The organism is Nonlabens antarcticus (genome assembly GCF_015356755.1).
Taxonomy (GTDB): Bacteria; Bacteroidota; Bacteroidia; order Flavobacteriales; family Flavobacteriaceae; genus Nonlabens; species Nonlabens antarcticus.
Genome location: NZ_JADFCO010000066.1, coordinates 520,058 through 539,935 on the forward strand (window position 1 = coordinate 520,058; position 19,878 = coordinate 539,935).

The 19,878-nt window shown below is 36.7% G+C and carries 19 protein-coding genes; 8 read left to right on the forward strand and 11 right to left on the reverse strand.

All coding sequences use genetic code 11. The annotated features are described in order from the left end of the window. Nucleotides 1-73: 73 nt before the first annotated feature. The 3 genes from IQ282_RS13365 to IQ282_RS13375 form a co-directional block, all read right to left on the reverse strand. The gene (locus IQ282_RS13365) at nucleotides 74-1,198 is read right to left on the reverse strand and encodes a sensor histidine kinase (RefSeq protein ID WP_194852371.1); all 1,125 of its coding nucleotides are present in this window, start codon (nucleotides 1,196-1,198) and stop codon (nucleotides 74-76) included. Between the two features lie 444 nt (nucleotides 1,199-1,642). Further along, the gene (locus IQ282_RS13370; protein WP_194852372.1) at nucleotides 1,643-2,758 is read right to left on the reverse strand and encodes a DUF2914 domain-containing protein; all 1,116 of its coding nucleotides are present in this window, start codon (nucleotides 2,756-2,758) and stop codon (nucleotides 1,643-1,645) included. Between the two features lie 1,000 nt (nucleotides 2,759-3,758). Next, nucleotides 3,759-4,094 carry a hypothetical protein gene (locus tag IQ282_RS13375; RefSeq protein WP_194852373.1) on the reverse strand — a complete coding sequence of 112 codons (336 nt, stop codon included), beginning with the start codon at nucleotides 4,092-4,094 and terminating at the stop codon, nucleotides 3,759-3,761. A 1,414-nt stretch (nucleotides 4,095-5,508) separates the two neighbouring features. Between IQ282_RS13375 and IQ282_RS13380 the strand changes: the two genes are divergently transcribed. After that, entirely contained in the window at nucleotides 5,509-6,501 is a 993-nt protein-coding gene (locus tag IQ282_RS13380; RefSeq protein WP_194852374.1) for an IS110 family RNA-guided transposase, read from the forward strand. A 163-nt stretch (nucleotides 6,502-6,664) separates the two neighbouring features. On the opposite strand, the gene IQ282_RS13385 is transcribed toward IQ282_RS13380, so the two are convergent. From IQ282_RS13385 to smpB, 6 genes are all read right to left on the reverse strand, one after another. Next, complete coding sequence (locus tag IQ282_RS13385; RefSeq protein WP_194852375.1) at nucleotides 6,665-6,949, reverse strand: helix-turn-helix domain-containing protein; 285 nt, start codon at nucleotides 6,947-6,949, stop codon at nucleotides 6,665-6,667. A gap of 2 nt (nucleotides 6,950-6,951) precedes the next feature. After that, the gene (locus IQ282_RS13390; protein WP_194852376.1) at nucleotides 6,952-7,290 is read right to left on the reverse strand and encodes a type II toxin-antitoxin system RelE/ParE family toxin; all 339 of its coding nucleotides are present in this window, start codon (nucleotides 7,288-7,290) and stop codon (nucleotides 6,952-6,954) included. Between the two features lie 129 nt (nucleotides 7,291-7,419). Further along, on the reverse strand, nucleotides 7,420-8,109 hold the full coding sequence (locus IQ282_RS13395; RefSeq protein ID WP_194852377.1) for a tyrosine-type recombinase/integrase: 690 nt from the start codon (nucleotides 8,107-8,109) through the stop codon (nucleotides 7,420-7,422). 197 nt (nucleotides 8,110-8,306) lie between these two features. Then, nucleotides 8,307-8,576 (reverse strand): hypothetical protein, encoded by a 270-nt coding sequence (locus tag IQ282_RS13400; protein ID WP_194852378.1) that lies wholly within the window; start codon nucleotides 8,574-8,576, stop codon nucleotides 8,307-8,309. 95 nt (nucleotides 8,577-8,671) lie between these two features. Continuing rightward, nucleotides 8,672-11,152, reverse strand: a complete 2,481-nt coding sequence (locus IQ282_RS13405; RefSeq protein ID WP_194852379.1) for a DUF5686 and carboxypeptidase regulatory-like domain-containing protein — start codon at nucleotides 11,150-11,152, stop codon at nucleotides 8,672-8,674. A 103-nt stretch (nucleotides 11,153-11,255) separates the two neighbouring features. After that, a complete protein-coding gene (gene smpB, locus IQ282_RS13410; RefSeq protein WP_194852380.1) occupies nucleotides 11,256-11,720 on the reverse strand; it encodes an SsrA-binding protein SmpB in 465 nt (154 codons plus the stop codon). Nucleotides 11,721-11,772: 52 nt separating this feature from the next. On the opposite strand from smpB, the gene IQ282_RS13415 reads away from it, so the two are divergent. The 7 genes from IQ282_RS13415 (at nucleotide 11,773) to IQ282_RS13445 (ending at nucleotide 17,860) form a co-directional block, all read left to right on the forward strand. Beyond that, the gene (locus IQ282_RS13415) at nucleotides 11,773-12,519 is read left to right on the forward strand and encodes a DUF6503 family protein (protein ID WP_194852381.1); all 747 of its coding nucleotides are present in this window, start codon (nucleotides 11,773-11,775) and stop codon (nucleotides 12,517-12,519) included. Between the two features lie 136 nt (nucleotides 12,520-12,655). Continuing rightward, on the forward strand, nucleotides 12,656-13,996 hold the full coding sequence (locus IQ282_RS13420; protein ID WP_194852382.1) for a histidine kinase: 1,341 nt from the start codon (nucleotides 12,656-12,658) through the stop codon (nucleotides 13,994-13,996). A 2-nt stretch (nucleotides 13,997-13,998) separates the two neighbouring features. Further along, complete coding sequence (locus IQ282_RS13425) at nucleotides 13,999-14,301, forward strand: 2TM domain-containing protein (RefSeq protein ID WP_194852383.1); 303 nt, start codon at nucleotides 13,999-14,001, stop codon at nucleotides 14,299-14,301. 6 nt (nucleotides 14,302-14,307) lie between these two features. After that, nucleotides 14,308-15,087, forward strand: coding sequence for a LytR/AlgR family response regulator transcription factor (locus IQ282_RS13430; protein ID WP_194852384.1), 780 nt, complete (start codon nucleotides 14,308-14,310; stop codon nucleotides 15,085-15,087). Nucleotides 15,088-15,198: 111 nt separating this feature from the next. Continuing rightward, entirely contained in the window at nucleotides 15,199-15,873 is a 675-nt protein-coding gene (locus tag IQ282_RS13435) for a DUF4331 family protein (protein WP_194852385.1), read from the forward strand. Between the two features lie 27 nt (nucleotides 15,874-15,900). Next, nucleotides 15,901-16,494: a DUF4331 family protein gene (locus tag IQ282_RS13440; RefSeq protein WP_194852386.1), complete on the forward strand. Its 594-nt coding sequence runs from the start codon at nucleotides 15,901-15,903 to the stop codon at nucleotides 16,492-16,494. A 73-nt stretch (nucleotides 16,495-16,567) separates the two neighbouring features. Then, nucleotides 16,568-17,860, forward strand: coding sequence for a tetratricopeptide repeat protein (locus IQ282_RS13445; RefSeq protein WP_194852387.1), 1,293 nt, complete (start codon nucleotides 16,568-16,570; stop codon nucleotides 17,858-17,860). A gap of 657 nt (nucleotides 17,861-18,517) precedes the next feature. Here IQ282_RS13445 and IQ282_RS13450 read toward each other — a convergent pair. Then, nucleotides 18,518-19,288, reverse strand: coding sequence for an anti-sigma factor (locus IQ282_RS13450; RefSeq protein ID WP_194852388.1), 771 nt, complete (start codon nucleotides 19,286-19,288; stop codon nucleotides 18,518-18,520). Further along, nucleotides 19,288-19,824 (reverse strand): RNA polymerase sigma factor, encoded by a 537-nt coding sequence (locus IQ282_RS13455; RefSeq protein ID WP_194852389.1) that lies wholly within the window; start codon nucleotides 19,822-19,824, stop codon nucleotides 19,288-19,290. Before IQ282_RS13455 ends, IQ282_RS13450 begins: the two co-directional genes overlap by 1 nt. Nucleotides 19,825-19,878 lie beyond the last annotated feature (54 nt).

Consider the following 19,878-nt stretch of genomic DNA (forward strand, 5'->3'; position numbering starts at 1 on the left):
AAGGTGGCATTCAAATTATTGAGCTATTGAATTAAAGAGTAACGATAGTGGAAAACTTAAGATTTTAATGCTATTATGAGTGTTTAAAAAACACTCTGAAGGTTGTGCCTTTTCCAACCTCGCTTTCTACTTCAATTTTACCGCCTATAGCCTCTACTTGATTCTTTGTCAGAAAAAGACCAATTCCTTTTGCATCCTCATTGCCATGAAAAGTTTTATACATTCCAAAAAGCTCATCGCCATACTTTTTAAGGTCAATTCCTTGACCATTATCGCTAACATTAAGTATGATGTACTTCTCAGTTTTTTCGCTGGAAATGTTTATGATACTATCTTGACCCATTGAGCCATACTTGATTCCGTTTGTTATGAGATTGAGCACTATACTATCGATATAGGCATCTAATCCCTGTATCGTGAAATCCTCATCAACATTATTAAAAATTTTTGTTTCAGCAGTTTTAGCAAAGTAAATATTATTGGCGATGCATTTTTCAACCGCATTTCTCAAATTTATAGGTTGAAGATCTTTATCAAAAACTGTAGCAGTGCTAACTATCTCATTGAGTTGTGAAATAGTTTCCTTTAAGTTATCAGAAGCCGTGTTCAAGTGTAAAAACAACTCGTTCTTCTCAAGTTCTGGATGTTCATCTGTTATTATGCTCAATAGCATTTCAATATTACCGGAATGGGATCTTAAATTATGGGATACAATGTGAGCGAAATTTGTAAGTCGCTCGTTTTGTTCTTTAGTTATTTTAATAACTTTAGTCAGCTCTATTTCTTTCTCCTTAAGAGACGTTATGTCCGTATGAGCGCCTAACATTCTTAAAGGCTTACCGTTATCATCTCTTATGGCCATTCCACGAGACTGTAACCATACCGTATGACCTTCTTTATGAGTATATCTAACGATTTGATCGTATCTGAATGCAGGATTTTCAAAATGTAGCTGGCACATTTCCATCGCAAGAATTAAATCATCTTGATTTATAATATCTTTCCAGGCCGCTGCTTTATGTGGCATTTGATCAGAATCGTATCCTAAAATCGTCCAGAATTTAGAATTCATCCACTCTTCTTCAATATTCTCAATATCCCAATACCACAATCCATCAAGTGCAAATTCTTGAATGAAATCAAATATTACGGAATCCTTTTTAATTAATTCGTAAAGCTCCTTTTTCAGGTAATTCATATCTATCTAACGGTCCTTTCTTGGGAAATTATATCAAAAATGGCCATAAATCGGTTTACCCGTACATTTTTTTAAAGTCGTAAAATTGAATTGTTAGTTATCAACAGGTTACGTATTGCTAGAGTAACCTTAATCGGATTTCTGAAAAGAGGGATTCTATTTATTCTGAAAATTAAGAACCCCTTATTGTTATACTTATAGCAGTTTCTAAAAGAACCTCACAAAACCATTAACGACCTAATGGCTGTAATAAAGGGACTAATTCAAAATCTGCAACACACCTTATCTAAAAGATGAATATTTAAGTGACAGCTATTATCTCAAGAATTAATCTTCCTTTTTATCTTTTGTAGGTTCACAAACTTTTTATTGATCTCAAACTAGCGCCTAAAATCCTGCAGTTTATTGCAGAAGGCTATTCTATTTAAAGTAAACGTATCATAATCAGAAGCTTTCTTCAATTACACCCCTAGGACTCAACGAGCTGTCAACCACGATTTGAAAATCAACAACTCCTATAATTAATTCTTCTTCAGTAATTACTTCAACCTTCCATAATCCTGGTTTTACATTTTTTTTGAACGTAAAGCCGCGATAACCAGCATCCCTGCCTCCAGTAATTTGGTACCCTATATCATCTACAACTTCCCATTCACTGGTTTGCGTATTATACCATTTCCAACGGTGAAATATAGATTTTTTAATATTCGTTGGCGCAAATATGGAAGTGAAGACAAATACTTTTTCACCGGGAACAGATATAAAATCGAATCGGTGTTTTCTCCAGAACACATACCATTGATTAGTTTCATAGGTAACAACGTAATGGCTATTTTCCTTATTAATATCATGCGCAACAATGCCACTATCCAGAGCCAGAGGTACGGGCGGTATGAGGTTGAAAAAATAAAATAAATTAATAGTTGTGTAAATTGTAAATATCAACCCAATCATCTTTCCTAGATGAATCTCTGCACGCGTACTGGGACTGATTCTATAAATAAAACGGATCAACGCTAGGGTAAGAGCCAGACTCACCAAACCCGAGAAAATAAATACATATGTATTTATTAATTTAATCAAAACGGGTGTGATAAACGTGAAGAACGTAAAGCTCACAAAAAAATATACGCTGAATTGGAAGTACTTATTAGATATTCTCTTTTTAAGAAACTCATTGGCAATGAGTAAAGCCACTAGAATTATAAAAAATGTTGCCGTTTTAGACAGTGAAACGCTTCTAAAGAAGTAAAGAACAAAGGCACTAGAAAGTCCGCCAAAGAAAAACTGAATGGCTAGAGGAAAATATTTCTCAATCCGTTCTAGAATTGTGTTTTTCCACTTGCCATCATCAGCGAGATTGTAGAGAAAAATGGTTATCGTTAATAGCGACATGTAAACGCATAATGCAATTATGTCATATAATCGATCAATGCGTCCTAGGGTTAGTGAATCAAGAATAAAACCACCTATAAAAAAAAGTAATGGAGCGTACTTTTGATTTTCCCGGTAAGTTCTCAGAATCTTATTGTTTCTAAACTTAACTAAGATTTTTTTCATAGGATTTTAGGAAGGCAGGAAAGTTAAAGTAAAAAACGATTATAGTGGGCAGAGCTTAGCTTAGATTTTAGGTCCAAATAATGCTTCGTATTTAGGTTTTTAATGCTATCGTTATTCAGCCCTTTTTAAATTCCATCAGTTCTAATTCCATGAAGTCCGAATTTGATAACTATCACGCTTTCGCGAAAGCGAACACATAAGAGAAGCAAAATTTATGAAATAGAAATTAAGTAACATTTGGTTGACCTGCAGCTTTAATCCATGCAAATAAAACTAGCCTATTGAGAACGCTACGGATGGATCGTGGCCAAGGGAAAAAGCAAAAAACGGTTTCCTGTTACGGTGTGCGATAAGCTCCTAGCGTAAGCAATTGCGGTTGCAAAAAGCTGGACTCATTTATGAGGAATCGTGTAGAAGTACATTGATCAGAAATTAAATAGACTTCCTTGTTTTTTCCCACGGTACTTTGTTGCCCATTCTAAATTCCTTTCCCCAATTTTCAGCGCTTACGTGACTTCATTAGATCTTTAGTTCCGCAATATTTTTTTTAATTCTGCAACTTGCTAAATTCTTGATATAGTTTTATTTAAATTTTTCTCTCCCGATTTCCATTCAGTAAACTTGCCAAAAAATCCGCAATAATTTTATTGGTTGTGAAAATGAGAGTTCGTAGACATTTTGAAAATGGCCCAAATTATTAGAACTCCAAAAAATGCAATATTCGCAATTCCGATAATAGTTCCTAATATAGTGTCAGTTGCATTCAGTATGTAAAATCCCAATAGAATGAATAAGACAGAAAGTCCAAATCCTATTATAATACTTTTCATTTTTTTCATATTTCCTATTTTGAGCACGTTTCTCAATGAATGTCAACGGACTTGTCTATGAAACGTAGTGCAGAAAATTCGCAATTCCGATTCAGCAATGACTCACACTATTTTATCTAAATTGTTTGCTTTTGTTTTATGAATGTTCTTATTCTCAATTTAAGTTAGCTCTAATTCAGATTTTCAATTAATATTTTAATTTTTCCCGTAAGAATATCAATATCTTCTGTTTTTCCAGTTAATTCAAATCTCAAATCATCCTGACGGTCAGATCCATTTAAAAGAATGGCAGCAATAGAAATATTTTGTTCAGGATCATTTTCCTTGAACATCTCTTCAATAGCTTTCCAGTCAAAGTTTTTTAACTCTTCTTTACTGTCTCCTTTAATTTCGAAACTTGTTATAGCAGTTTTATTATTTTTCTTAGTGGCACTAATTTGTGTAAATGCAATAAACGCTAACACTAATAAAGTTAACGTTCCGATTAGAATTTTTTTAGTTTTCATATAAAATGTTTTTTACAATTAAATCTAACAGCAAAGAAATAATGCGCGTGAGACGTTCCTTTACGTTTGGCTGTTACCTTGTCTTTATTAGTTTTGAATGATGAAGATATGCAATTGGATTGAATAATAACCTCGCGAGTAGCATATTGCCTCCAACGAACTTTTGCGAGAGGAAGGCACCATATGATGCGCTTTGCACGTTGTTCATTCCAGTTGGTGGAGCAAGCCAAAACCACTGCGGGTACAAACCAGTTCTTCGAACAGGGGTTTCACATATTTCCCGTTTCTGTCTGTGACGAGCTTTTGCGAGAGGAAGACACTAGAGTAGTTTGGGAGTCTTGGTATTTTGATGAGCTGACCGGATGATTGATAATTTATGAACCACCGTGACTTATTTTAGAAATGCACTAGTTTGAAGAGCCGATCAAAATAGCATAGCGGAGAACTATGGCAGCAGGCAATTGGCCAGAACGGATTTGTATATAGCTCGTAGCGACCTCGCAAAAGTGCTTAAAACATTGGGTTAAGCATCAATTGCCCTTTTGTTTTTATACGTTGTTATCAACTGGCTATTACTCCAATCTAAATCTGTTATACATATTCTCATATATCAAAAATGTCAAAGTTAATCTTTCAGTTTTACTCTGAAAATTAATCTCATTACCTAATTCTTTCAAGATTACCGTACTCGCATATGAATTAAGAAAGACTTTATCATAAATATTTAAATGTCTTTGATAATATATTTTATCCTTAAAAGAAGTAAGAAAACAAGATTGTAACAAATCCAACCTAAAATTCGTAGTCATCAAATTATTTTCTATAAATGAATTTTTTGAATTGAAATCCTTGAAATCTTGTTTAAAAAAATCTGTAATTTTCATTTTTGAAATTAGGGATAAATATTCCGTTCTATTCAACTCGGATAGAAGATTTTTGTCTTTTAAGTAAATTTCAAAGCTTTGTATTTTATCAAATACATCTGATTTTGATTCAATATCTGATTCTAAAGTGTTTAAAGAATAAGATAATCCTCTATCAGTTATATTTTGATTTAGGCAATTCTGATATGACTTTTCCGACTCAGTTTTTGAGCTTTTACAAGACACAAATAGGAGCGTTATTAATATTGCTATAATATATTTCAAATTTATCTCGATGTTTTTTAGCTTGTTGCTAACGGTTTTCTTTACTTTATCCTTTATTAATTAAGTAGTTATAACTTTACTAAGAAACAAGAGGAGAACTAAAACGGTTTTTGGAATAGCAGTTCCTTTATACGTATCAGTCCTCTTGCCTTTCTTAGGTTGCTTTAGGACCATTTGGAATACCAGGAATCACTTCCTATTGAAGGTAATAGTCATCGCAACATTTATTAATCTTTCCTAAATAATTAGGATCATTATTTAAAAATATGAAAAAATATGATGATGTTGTCGGTATTGATGTATCGAAATTAACAATAGATGCCCATATCCATAAAGGATCGATCCACCGGGTGTTTTCGAACACATCCAAAGGATATGCAGCACTGGTGAAATGGTTGGATAAGAATCTGGGGGAGCAGTGCTATTTCCTGTGTTTTGAGAATACCGGTCATTACTCTACAAATTTAAGTGTCTACCTATCACAAAACGATATGGATTATGTGGAGGAAAGCCCATTGGCCATTAAGAGATCAGCAGGGATTGTGAGAGGTAAAACGGATAGGTTGGACTCCGGAATGATCGCCAGATATGGGTGGTTACATCAGGAGGAACTGGTCTTGAGTACTCCCAAGGAAAAGGATATCCAAGAGATAGGTAGATTGTTATCATTGAGGGATCAATTGGTTAGAGATCGCACCGGAAAGATGAGCACTCTGAAGGAAGCACAATCACTGCTCAGCAGTCCTTCTACGGATAGTTGCTGCAAGATTGTAACAAAGACCATTGCGTACCTTACCAAGCAGATCGAGGCTCTTGAGGACCGGATTAAAACATTGATGAGAAGCGAGGAAGAGCTAAATGATAACTTCAATCTTCTAAATACGATAAAAGGTGTGGGGCTGATATTATCCAGCCAGCTTATCTATCATACGAACAACTTCCAACGCTTTGATAGTTGGCGGCAGTTCTCAAGTTATTGTGGGGTTGCACCATTTGCGCATAGCTCGGGAACCAGTATAAGACGCAGGAATAAGATACACCACATAGGGGACAGGAAAATGAAAACACTACTTACCATGGCCAGTGTCAGTGCGATACAATGCGACAGCGAACTCAAACATTACTATCAAAGAAGGTTGGCAGAAGGCAAGCCAAAACTAGTGGCGTTGAACAACGTAAGGAACAAGATCCTGGCCAGGGCTTTTTCCGTAATTAAAAGAGGTACACCATATGTTGAGCTACAGCGGTTTGCGGCTTAAAAATAATAGTATTTCTATTAGGATTTAACCTTGGAATACGTATATGAAAAGTTGCGTATTAATATGCACAAATTTTCGGTTTAAAATTTACTCTAGAAATATAAAAAAACCATTGAATTGAGCACTTACCAGCAATTTTTTATATACGTTGTTGCCATTAGTACTATTCCGCTGATAGCTCAATCGATAATCCTAAGGCGTTTGCAATTAAAGCGAAGTTAGATAATTGAATATCCTCTCCGTTTTCAATTCGAGAAATATATGGTCTTTTCTTTCCAACCTTTTCGGCAAGATTTTCTTGAGTCATATGTAATTCCTTTCTGCGGTTTTTAATGATTTCTCCAAAATAATAGGAAAAAGCATCTTCTCTAAATTCTTCACGTTCTTTAGAACCTTCTTTTCCGTAACGTTTGGCAATCAGTTCTTTTGCGTTTATTGACTTTCCCATAATTATTTTTCTTTTAGATAATACTCTAATATTTTTTCGGCTTGTTTAATTGCCTTTTTGTAATCTTTAGTTCCTTTTTTCTGAAATCCGCACAAACAAACAGCTTTAGTACATTCGGCAAAATTCAGATGGTCAATAGCAAAGATTACGATTCGATATTCATTTCCGGCTTTAATCCGCAATTCGTAAAATTGAGTGGATTGCAGTTTTTTCAGAAAGTTTGAGTTTACAACTTTAATTTCGCCAATAACTTCTACGAGTTGGAAGAATTTCAGCGAAACTCTGTCGTTTTGTTTGTCGATAAATTCCAAACATTCTTCTGTAATATCGATTTCCCTCATATTACAAATGTAACGAATTAGTTACAGTATTTTTTCATTCAGAATGATATTTTTTCGAAAGACGGATTTTTTTGTATTAATGGCAACTCGTTATATACACTCAAAACTACTCTTTATCCGGAAAATAAACTAGGATAAGGATAGGTTAGGTGCTTTTTTACCGTTAACAATTTGCTCTACAGCAACATCTAGTGGGTTGGTGATTTGTAACAAATCTTTACGTGCGATATGAGTGTAAAGCATGGTGGTCTCTGGCTTGCTATGGCCTAATAGTTCCTGAATATGGCGCAAACCCACACCGTTTTCTAACATATGTGTCGCATAACTGTGTCTTAGGGTGTGGGGCGTTACTTTCTTTATAATACCTGCATTTTTACAGGATTTCTTAAGAAAAGATCGGACGCTGCTGGAGCTATAAGTGGTCGCCTGCATACTTTCAATTACATAGTTCTTGGGTTGGTAGGTTTGCATGTTGTTGATACATAAAGGCTCCATACTTGATGCTATACTCACATACCTGTCCTTACGTCCCTTTCCATTTTTAACTAAAACCTGGCGTCTGTTTAAGTCTATAGCGTCCACTTTCATTTGCAGTAGCTCCTCTATTCTCAAACCACAGCTGTACAACATGGCGATAATAAAGCGATGCTTTAAATTTTTAGTCACTTGTAAAAGGGCGATAATGTCCTGCATGCTTAAAACCACCGGTTGGAACCTATCCTTTTTAGGACGTTTCAATAAGATGGCGCTTAACTCTAATTGTGGGTACAAGTCCATCAAATGCTTGAAGGCACTAATCATTTGACGGTGAGTGCTCACGCTGTAATCTAATTGTTTGACAGTATGCTCAATAAAACTTCGGTATGGAATGGATGTCGATTCATTAAGTGGTACCTTTTTTAAATAAAGCCCATAGGCCTTTATAAAACCACCATAAGTTGCTATTGTGCTTTTACTTTTACGTAATATGAGTAGGTGATTCTTATAAGCTGCTAAACACTTCTGATTTTCAGCGCTTAAGATCTGCTTTTTTTGTATTTAGTTAAATCTATGGAGTAGTCTAAGTTTTTAAAAGTGTGGTGCCATTTACGCAAGGTGGTAGATTCATCATCGACACACCAGCATTTTAAAGTAGAAGACCAGAAAGGCTCAGGCCCTTCCTTGAGCCGTGCACATATCTTTCTACTATAATCAAATATTATTTTTACGACAGGTTTTCGATCCACTGTAGTTGATACAAAATGAATGATCGTTGGTTTCATGTGCGACACGTTTAAAAGTGTCATGAAAATAATATAAATATTATATAACAGACCACTTCTTGTAAATAGTAAGAGGTCAGACTCTGGTAGGTAATTCCGCTTTCGCGAAAGCGAACTCCTTACAAACCAAATTCTATTCCCACTACAAAGGCTCCATAATTCCTCTCACTGGTAATGCTGTGTACATAATCAACTCTAAAAGGTCTAAAGCTTCCAAAACCGATGTTATCGATCCCAGCACTGACTTCATAATAGGGCTTGCGCTCTGTCATCAATGCTTTGGTACTAAAAATCAAGTCATAATTGAGCTGATTGATTCCTGGGATTTTACCTAGAATAAAACCTTTAAAATTGTGCTGTAGATGTACTTGCGCATAGGATTTATTAGTGCTGTAATCATAGTAATTCAACAAACCAAAACCATAAGGATTCAGTGCCTGAGTCTTGAAGCGCAACTGGTTCCCATTAAAATGCTGGCGGTCGATGAAGGAAATGCCGTTTGCACCGTCAAAGGTTCCCGCGTTAACCCAATAACTAGAGCGACCTATATTGCCCTGATCAAAATTCTGGTACACACTTGCACGGAATTGATGGTAGTTGTAATTATCACTGCTTGCGGCAAAACCGCCTTCATAAATCAGACTTATGGTGGGGTATTTCTCGTTAGTGATATTTTCCTTGCGATCAGGAAAACTGCGGTATTTCTGTCCAGGACGTATGGTGAGTGCAACACTGGTTTTTAACAATTCATGCTCGTTGATAAATGCCAGCCGCTGTTGATCCAGCAACAATGGGTTGTTGGGTGTGTATGATACGTCAGACTGTGTAAACCAGACTTGATCTGTTGTATTTTGTAAAGGCTGGCGCTTTTCATAACCTAGGGATCCTGATAGAAAAAACCCATTTGCTACTTCCTCAGAATATCCTATACGGCCATAATCGAGTTCATAGAACTTGGCAAAATTGCGCTCAAAGAACAAACTGGAAATAGTGTTTTCCAGGCTTGAAATAGGCTTGGTAGCGTTGATCTGATTGACTTGGGTCCCGCCAGAAATACTTATCGTCCTGCGGTTGATGCGATTAAATCGATAATTTGCATACGCGGTATAACGCAGGCGTTTATCATCAAATCCATAATTAAAGTTAATTCCCGTTCCCAGGGAACTGTTATAATCTTTATCAAAACCTTTACTATATCCTAAACCGGTACTGACGACAAACCCCTGAACGGTATTGAATCCCTCAAAATTTTCTAATCCTATAACTCCATTATACCTGATTACGGATTGTTCATTAGAATCCCTATAGGAATAACCCGTCAAAATCTTAAGCGGGTTGAACTTATTGTTTACCGCATCAACGCTGTCTTTATATTTAGGATCGTTGCGAACTGTAGAAATGCTGTCTTTTTTTACATACTCCTTAGTTTCTTCAACAGTTAATGGAACTGGTCGTATGGCTTTCCAGAACAGACTATCTTTCTTGTTTGCCTCCCTGTTGAATGCTAAAGTCTCTGCGCCAAAAGTCTTTTTGTTAAATTGAGGAGTGAAATTATAATTGGTATAATTTGCTATAAATCGACCGTTTCCCTTAAAGCCAAATAAGCCAAAAGAGAAAACAATATTTTGGGTGCGCTTGACCCATTCCTCACTAGCCGGCTCATAGGAAAAATCTTGCGTAAACGTCAATTCCTTAATTATCGGTACATTGATATTTTCTCCAGAGGTGGTCAGTTCTAATCCATAGATGGTCCATTGATCCTCCACGATGTAAATTATCCCATTGAAAGTGTTGTCTTTGGGACGTCGTGAAATGACTTCAATTTTATTGATCAAGAAATTATTGCTATCATAAAAGGTTCCTACGAGTTTGTATTTATAATAGCTAAAAGCATAATCTGCAATAGGGGAGATGATTCTATTATTAAGATCAATGTTATTATTGTAGAAATTGAAATTGGCTCCCTCCGCACTATTAACGCTAAACCCTTGATCATCGCCACTTACTTTACTGGCCGTGATAAATTCCTTGAAATTATCTGGCGCTTCATAGGAAATCTCACTGACGGTTTCAGATAGATAAACGATACCGCTGCGGGTGAGGGAATCCAGCGATCCTTCAATATCACCTATTTCTTGTCCTAAGAACTTTTCAGGTACATCTTCCATGCGCCACAAGCCGCGGGAATAGAAATCAGCCGTATAGCTAGCGGTTTTAAGTCGGTTTGCTTCCCTGTTTTTTATGGCTTCCCGTATGACGCGGTTTGCGGGATTCTCATTGCTTTTTATTACAATTTCAGCTAGAGAAGTAGTTTCTTCTTGAAGAACTGCATCTATTTTAAAAGGAAATGCAGTGATTTCCACTGCTTTTTCTATTGTTTTGTAACCCAAGCTTTGGAAGACAATGGTTTGAGGGCCAGTTTTTTTAAAATCAAGCGTGTACAAACCATCCACATTTGTCGATGTGCCGGTGTAGGTATTTTTAATAAAAATGGAAGCAAAAGGAATGGGTTCACCAGCGGCGTCTTTTACAGAACCAGTTATCTGGCCGAAAAGGAATAATGGAAAACAAACAAGAATTAGAAAGTAAATTGACTTCATAAAGAATATTGAGGTGGTTGATATTCAACTAGCAACGAAAGATAGGAAAGCACGGGCTTTTTCTCTTCAGTTATCTCAATAGACTCTATGGAGTTTAAAAAGTTTAGGCGTTGTAGGTTTTTTTAATCTGATCCAGACGCTTTTTGTTATCTCTATTTTTCATGGTTTCTCGTTTGTCAAATAGCTTTTTACCCTTGGCAAGTGAGATTTGTAATTTTGCAAAACCACGATCGTTAATGAACATAACCAGCGGTATTATCGTATTTCCAGAATTTGTGACACCCTTATACAAACTTTTCAATTCGCGCTTTTGCAGCAGCAACTTTCGAGCTGCTTTAGGGGCATGATTGAAATGAGTTGCGTGAGAATACTCTTGAACGGTCATATTAATGATCCACAATTCTCCATCTTTAAACTCACAAAATGCCTCTGCAATACTGGCTTTGCCCATCCTAATCGCCTTGATCTCAGTTCCTGAAAGCACTATACCGGCCGTATATTTATCCAGCAATTCATATTCAAACCTCGCCTTGCGGTTCTTAATTCTTATGTTATTCTTCAAATCCATGTAATAGCAAATATAATTTAACAGTCTCAGCCCATCGTTATATATTTGTGAAATGAAAAAGAAAGCAATTTATACCATCGTTTTAGTGAGTCTATTCATTGTTTCTTGCGGTGATCAAGGTCCGTCTGCTTCAGAGGTGATGGATAAAGCTATTGTGGCTCACGGTGCTGATCTAGCTGCAAATGCCCGTCTGGATTTCATGTTTCGCAAACTCAATTACAGTGTGGATAGAAATGCCGGTAGCTTTTCTTATGAGCGCAATTTCCCCCAGGCTGGAGCACAAGTTACAGATCGCTGGAATAACGATGGATTCACGCGCCACATTAATGATTCATTGATCGTTTTAAATGACTCTATCGCCAGTCGTTACAAGGCTTCTCTCAACTCTGTCGTTTATTTTGCCCAGCTCCCTTACAGTCTTGATGGGGAAGCCGTGAACCTTAAAATGATTGGAACGGATAGTATTAAGGGCAGTAATTATTATGAGATTGAGGTCACTTTTAAGGAAAATGGCGGCGGTGAGGATCATGAAGATGTGTTTTTATACTGGATCGACACGCAGGATTTCCTAATTGATTACATGGCTTATTCTTTTTGTGAGTTGGAATGTGGGTTCCGCTTTCGCGAAAGCATAAACCGCAGAAATCTAGAAGGAATTGTTGTACAGGACTACAATAATTATAAATCCAGCAAACAGGATCCTGAACTTAGCGATCTGGACGATGCGTTTGAAGCGGGAAAATTGCAATTGCTGAGTGAAATCAACACAGAATTCCCAGAAGTCACCTTGAATAAGTAGGTTTTACCGTGTTTTTTACAATTCAGTATCCTGATTCAACAGTTGGGTAGGATGGTTTCTTAAATTAATGGATGTTGCTGCATCTTTGGGTTGTTCTTTATTAAGAATTACATTTAAGAACCGAACCAGGCAACCCATGAAAATTAAACACGTTACAAAACTCATAGGAATCAGCGCCATAATAGCCGTTGTTATTTCTCTGATCAACTACTGGCTGGGAAATCATCTCAACTCTATTTATGATGTAGCTCAGGATTATGCAATCAATTTTATGTTTGCCTTTTGTTTGACACTGGTCAACGGGAGTTTCTTTTCTTTATTAACGACTTATATTTCCTGGTCTAAAAGACCATTAACTCGGTTGATTACAGGTGTTTTGGGATCTGTTATTATTACAATCATAACGCTTACTTTACTTATAGCTTTCACGCGCATCGTTCTGTTTGGGGTGTCGTGGGAAGCTTTTTTAAATTCCCAGAGACTATCCTGGTATCTATTTGGCGTTGGATTTACGTTAATTATTGCCCTAATCTTCCATACATTTTATTTTTACAAAGAGCTGCAGCAATCCAGACTTAAGGAACAAAAGGTCATTGCAACTTCTGCCACCGCTCAGTTTGATGCGCTTAAAAACCAACTGGATCCTCACTTCCTTTTTAACAGTCTCAATGTCCTGGTTTCATTAATTGAAGAAAATCCAGCAGCCGCCGTCAATTTTACAACATCATTATCTAAGGTATATAGATATATACTGGAACAACGAGGAAAACAATTAGTTGGGATTGAAGAAGAAATAGAGTTTGCACGTACATATATAGGACTGCTCAAAATGAGGTTTGAGGACAGTCTAACTATTGAAATACCACAACATGTTTCAAATACCACGCTACAGATCGTGCCTTTATCCCTACAGCTGCTTATCGAGAATGCGGTAAAGCATAATGTCATAAGTTCCAGCCAGCCCTTAAAACTATCTATTTATGAACGTGGCAGAATGCTGGTGGTAGAGAATAACCTGCAGGAAAAGCAAGTTTTAGGAACCAGTACCGGCGTTGGTCTCAATAACATTGCCTCCAGATATTCCTTGTTGACCTTCAACAAAATGACGATCGAGAAATCACGAGATAGCTTTAAGGTCAATTTACCGTTGTTGAATCTGGAGCAAAACCACCCGCTACCCACCAATGCCATTGCTACGGAAACCCAGATAGAGGATTTCAGGATTATGGAGGCCAGAGAGCGCGTCAAAAATATCAAACAATTCTATGATGAATTACTCCGCTTCATTATCATTCTTTTATTTCTTGGAATATTGAACTGGTTGACCACCAGTTTTCCCTGGGTGATATTCCCAGCTGTTGGGATGGGAATAGGTTTGTTTTTCCAATACATGAGAAATTTTGACAAAGAGTTTTTCTTGGGGAAGAAGTGGAACAAGAATAAACTAGATAAATTAATGAACGACCAAAACTTCTAATCATGAAAGCAACAGAAACCTATCAAGAAAAATATGCCAGAGCTAGAGCACGAGTGGATGAATTAAAGGGTTTTTACAATCACCTTATTATATACATCATTATCAATGCAGGAATTGCTGGACTTAATTACTATTCAAATCAATGGCAGTTCACATGGTTTTTATTTCCATTGCTGGGCTGGGGGATAGGTCTTGCCAGTCATGCGGTGCGCACATTTAGGTGGAATCCATTTACTAGTAAGGACTGGGAAGAACGCAAACTGCGCGAGATCATGGAACAAGAAGAGGCAATCGATCTTAATTAAAATATTATGAAGGTATTAATTGTTGAAGATGAAAAGCCCGCTGCCAGAAGATTGCATCGCATGCTGGAGCAACTGGAATTGCCGGTAGAACACACCGTTCATTCGGTTAAAGAAGCTGTCGAGCACCTTTCTAACAATACTCCTCCAGATCTTATTTTTCTCGACATCCAGCTAAGTGATGGTCTATCTTTTGAGATTTTTGATCATGTTAAAGTAGATAGCGCGATCATATTTACCACGGCCTATGATGAATATGCCCTCAAGGCATTTAAACTGAACAGCATTGATTATCTATTGAAGCCTATAGATGTTAAGGAGCTGGAAGTTGCCGTGAATCAATTTAAAGCTAGCTTTCGCGAAAGCGGAAACCCCATCCACAATAAGGCACAATTTCAGCCCATTGATCTACAACAAATCGCAAAACTGCTTAACGAGCCACAGAACGCTTACAAAAATAGGTTTACTGTAAAGGTGGGAGAGCATATCAAGCTGTTTGCCACTGATGAAATACAGCTATTCTATTCAGAAAATAAAGGAACCTATATTAATCTTCCCAACGGGAGAAACTATCTATTAGACTTAAATCTAGAAGCGGTAGAAGCAAGGTTAAATCCCAAAACATTTTTTAGGGTTTCACGTCAGGCGATAGTTCATATCAATGCAATCACGGACATTATATCCTATACCAATTCTAGATTGAAAGTGAAGATAAACTCATTTACAACCTTTGATCTTGTGGTAAGTAGAGAGCGTGTGAAAGATTTTAGACGATGGATTGAAGGTTAAATTCTTAAATTCAGTTAATTCTGGGGGTATTTAAATCTCTTTTAACATTCTATTTAAAACCGCGTTCTATATCTCTGCGTAAGTTGTGGTATAATCAATAAAAAAATACAAATGAAAAAAATTGCCCTATGGTCCAGTATCGCAGTATGTGCCGCAGCCGGTATCTTTATTGCAGCTGACCACCTTGATGCTCCAGCAGTAGGAATGACTACTTCAGACATCGCCGACTTTTATGCTTTTGAAGGTGCTAATGCAGCTTCCACAACTTTTGTTGTAACCCTTCCAGCTGGAACTTCCAGCGCTCAATTTGACGAGAACGTTTTAATTGAGATTAATATTGACAATACTGGCGCAGCAGATGGCGTCGTTGAGGATCTTGTTCTCCAGGCATTACGTCAAGGTGACGACATGTTTTTCTTTGGACCTTATAAGCCAGGTCAGACAGGATTGAACAGTACGATTGATACTGATGAATTTGCTGCCTCTGTAAAAATAGGTGAGTCAAAAACTATAGGTGGTGTGAGCTACTTTGCAGGACAACGTCAAGACGCTTTCTTCTTTGATTTTGAACAATTCAATACGGTAGTAGGAACTGCTCCAGCAGAGGGATTTGGTTCTACTGGAAATAATTTCTTCACACCATTAAATGTGAATGCAATTGTTATTGAGATTCCTAATACATTATTAGGAACTGCACCACCACACATCGTTGATCAACTGTTACAGACTACAACAGGTCTTCCAGCTGCTTACAACGTATGGGTAGAAACTAAGAAAAGAGGATAATTACTATCAATTCAAAAAATTAAACAGATGAAAATATTCAATATAAAATACGCAATAGCTTTAATAGCAGTTGCAGCATTTACAATCAGTTGTGATGATGATGATGTCACAGAAATTCCAGAAGCAAGTACTAACTTTACAGGAACTTTTGTTCAACAAGATCAAATGGGACGTCCAGGTATCAATACTGTATTTCCAACAACTGAAGCAGACGAGAACGAGTTTAACGTTACCATTCCATCAGACGGGATTGCGAGATGGCAGCCAACTTTTCAGGCTAAAGTCGAAGCCCTATACGATGCTTATGGAGCAACATACGAAAACAACATTATAGGTCTTGATTTACCTACATTGACAACAGCTTTGTCTTTAGATGTTCTTCAAGTAGCTCCTAATGGAAGTGGACCAACTACCTATTTTGGTGGTACAAGTAACTTCTTGACAGGTAGAGCTTTAAATGACGATGTGATTGATGTATCCTTAATCCTTCTTTTTGGAGGTCAGAGTGGAGCACGTTTTAACGGTGATGGTGGAACGCCCAACCTAGTTTCTGATAATGTAGGACTAGAGGCAGGAACAACTAGTGATAGTTTCCCTTACTTGACGGCACCTAAATTTTAGATAATATATATTTAACTTACAAGCCGATTCTAGAGATAGAATCGGCTTTGTTGTATTTAAAAATGAATGAACTATGAAAAAAATTCTGATAGTAATATGTGCTGCTGTAGTTCTTGTTTCTTGTAAACAGGAGTCGAAAGTTGAAGATCAAAACATCACACAGGTAGCAGATTATAAGAAGTATCTAGATTATGATGAAGCCGAAATTGTCGCTCAGCTCAAAAAAGAAGTGGAAGACATAAAGGCAGAAATAGAGGACGATACCACCAGAATAGGAATGAATGGGCGTATTTCCAGTAAACTGAATCAGCTTTTTGACCTCACCGGAGATGTTGATTTCTTGAATGAATCTGTTCGCTTGCGCGAAAGCATCACTAGAAACACATACATTAACACGGAAAACTCAAAAAGAGCCTTAGCTCAAGCTTATATCAAACAACACCGCTTTAAAACAGCAGACAGTTTGATGCGTAGTTTCACAGAGGAATATAGCAGTCCTGACAGTCAGTTGATTCAATTTGATATTGCTATGGAACTGGGAGATTATAAGAACGCAGAAACATTATTAGATAGCTTGCGTGATCCTAATGAGTACAGCTACTTGATTAGGGCGGCAAAGTGGAATGATCATATTGGGCAATTAGGTACTACGATTACCCTTATGGAACGTGCAAAAGAACTTGCAGAACAGAGCGGCAGTCAGGGAAAACAGCTTTGGAGTTATTCAAACATAGCCGATTACTATGGCCATAACGGTGATTTAGAAAAGTCCTATAAATTTTATTTAAAGACACTGGAACTTGACCCTAATAATACATATGCGCTCAAGGGTATTGCTTGGATTGCATATTCAAATGATAGAGATGTAGAAGAGGCTCGAACTATTTTAAAACGCATAAGTGAGCGTCATCCTACTCCAGATTATAATCTGGAACTGGCAGAATTAAACGAATATGAAGGTAAAGATTCAGACGCCAAAGCATTAAAAGCAGATTTCATGCAAAGAGTGGACAATCCAGCTTATGGCAATATGTATAATGCTTATAAAATTATTGAGCTCATAGATGCTGGAAACTCACAAGCAGCAGTAGATTTAGCTAGAATGGAAATAGAGAATCGTGCCACTCCAGAAACATATGATTTATTGGGATACGCACTTCTTTCTAACAATCAAGCTAAAGAAGCTTTGATGAATCACCAACAACACGTGATAGGTAAAACTTTTGAGCCGAAAGCCCAGTTCCATACCGCTTTGATATACAAAGCAAACGGAATGGATCCAGAGGCTGAAGCGTTAAAGAAAGAATTATTAGAAACCGAATATGAAATGGGACCAGTGGTGTTTAAAAATATACAAGATATTTAAAACCGCAACCTCAATGTATACGTAAGTATACTGATAGTTAGTTACTCTAGAATTGAGAAAGCTAGAGTAATTTTTTTGGTTGGTTAGTTTAGGAATGCCCGGTTCGAAAGAATCGGGCATTTTTTTATGATCATTTTTGAGAGGATTACATAGAGATATTGTGGGCAGGCGTAAGCCTTACTGAATTTTACAAAGTATAGAATACGTAAAAAGTAAGATAACAAAACAGCGCTCTGTTTTGGTTATATCCCGTGTCTAAAATGAGTCTATTTGACACGCTTAATCACATTAATGAGTCTACCTGACGCACCTAATTACTTTAAAGCTCACAGAGCTATTTGTCTATTGCAAACTTCACCATACATCCTTAAGAAGCTTTTCTGTTCAGGAAGAGAGTGAAGCTAATTGCAGTTCACTCAGTCACTGATAAATGGAAACCAGTAAGACTTTTATGAGGAGAATGGCGCAAAATTTATAAACTCGGATAGAACCTAATTAACGTCATCAAATAGGGTATTAGATACACCTTATTGTAAAAGAATGATTTGTATAGAAGTGTTTAGAAACCTCTGGGATTTAACTTAAAAAAAGCAAGATGAATAAAATGTAAAACATTCGATTCATCTTGCTTAGATTTTAATAAATAACAGAGGTTAATCACTCAATAGCACCTAATGTATATAAGCGTTCTAAAGTAGGAGTAGGGCTTCCACCAGCTTCCTCTAAAGTAATCCCAAATGCTTCTGTGTCGTTAGGGTTGGTAAACTCAATTAGATTTTTATTATCCACCGCAACAATCCCTAAATTTGTAGGAGTTAATGGATTGAGTGTCAATGACCACAATTGATAGGTCATATTTGCGGGAGCATCTGGCAGTCCAGTAATGTCTAAGTAGGTAATGTTTTGTTCCTTATTATGAAAAACAACAGCATTTGCAGTCCCGTGATCTCCTTGACCTGCAAGGTTTATTTTTAAAGTGTTCGGTTTTTTAATGAAAGCCAAAGCTTCTTTGTAATCTAGGTTTAGAGAATCAAGACTCTCTACTTCTACATTTAAAATTTGATTTTTTTGAACAATTGAAATCATTTCATCATTAAGTTCTGTATTCTGATAGAACATATAACTTGTTCCAAATAAAAGAACAATTGCTGCTGCCCAACCTAAATACTGGCTCCAGTGGTTATCTTCAGATTTAGCCTTTCCTTCTCTTATATAGCCTTTGATTGATTCATATATAGCTATTTCATCTGCAGCGGGTGCTATACCAGCTGCTAGTTTAAAATACGCACGTTCGATCGCTTCTACCTCTTCCTCCAATTCTGGATTTTCCCTCACCAGTTTGGCTATCGCCATATTTTCCTGACGTGTCAATGCGCCACAAACGTATGCTTCTAAATCTCCGCTATTTTTAGTGTCTTGTATATCCATTAGTTTACCATCATTTCACGCAAGCTATTTAAACATTTTCGATGTCTCGTTTTTAAGGTTCCAGAAGGCATGTCTAACTCTTCTGCGCCATCCTTGAATGTAAAACCTTTAAAAAATATGACATCAATAATCTTGATACACATAGGTTCTAACTTTTCCACCCATTGTTTAACAAACATCGTATTCGTTTGCTCATCAAGATCGCTCTTACTTACAATGATATCTACGAAATTATCAGAGCTTAAGTTTTTTAAACTGTTTTTATGTCGTTTACTGCGCAAATAATCGACAGATGCATTTCTTGCGATATTAAGAATCCAGGTAAAAAATCTACCAGAATTTGAATCGTAGGTATCCGCGTTCTTCCAAATTTTAATGAAGACATCCTGCAATATTTCCTGTGCAACATCCTCCTTTTTTACAATGGCAAAAATTACACCGTGAAGGGCTTTTTGATACCTCTCGTAAATACGAGTAAAAGCTACCTCGCTTCCTTCCTGCATGCGAGCGATTAATAAATCTGGTTGAGCGTTCATAGAGTTAGTTAAGAATTTTTAAAGATGCAAAAAAAAATCTACAAGTACGACTTG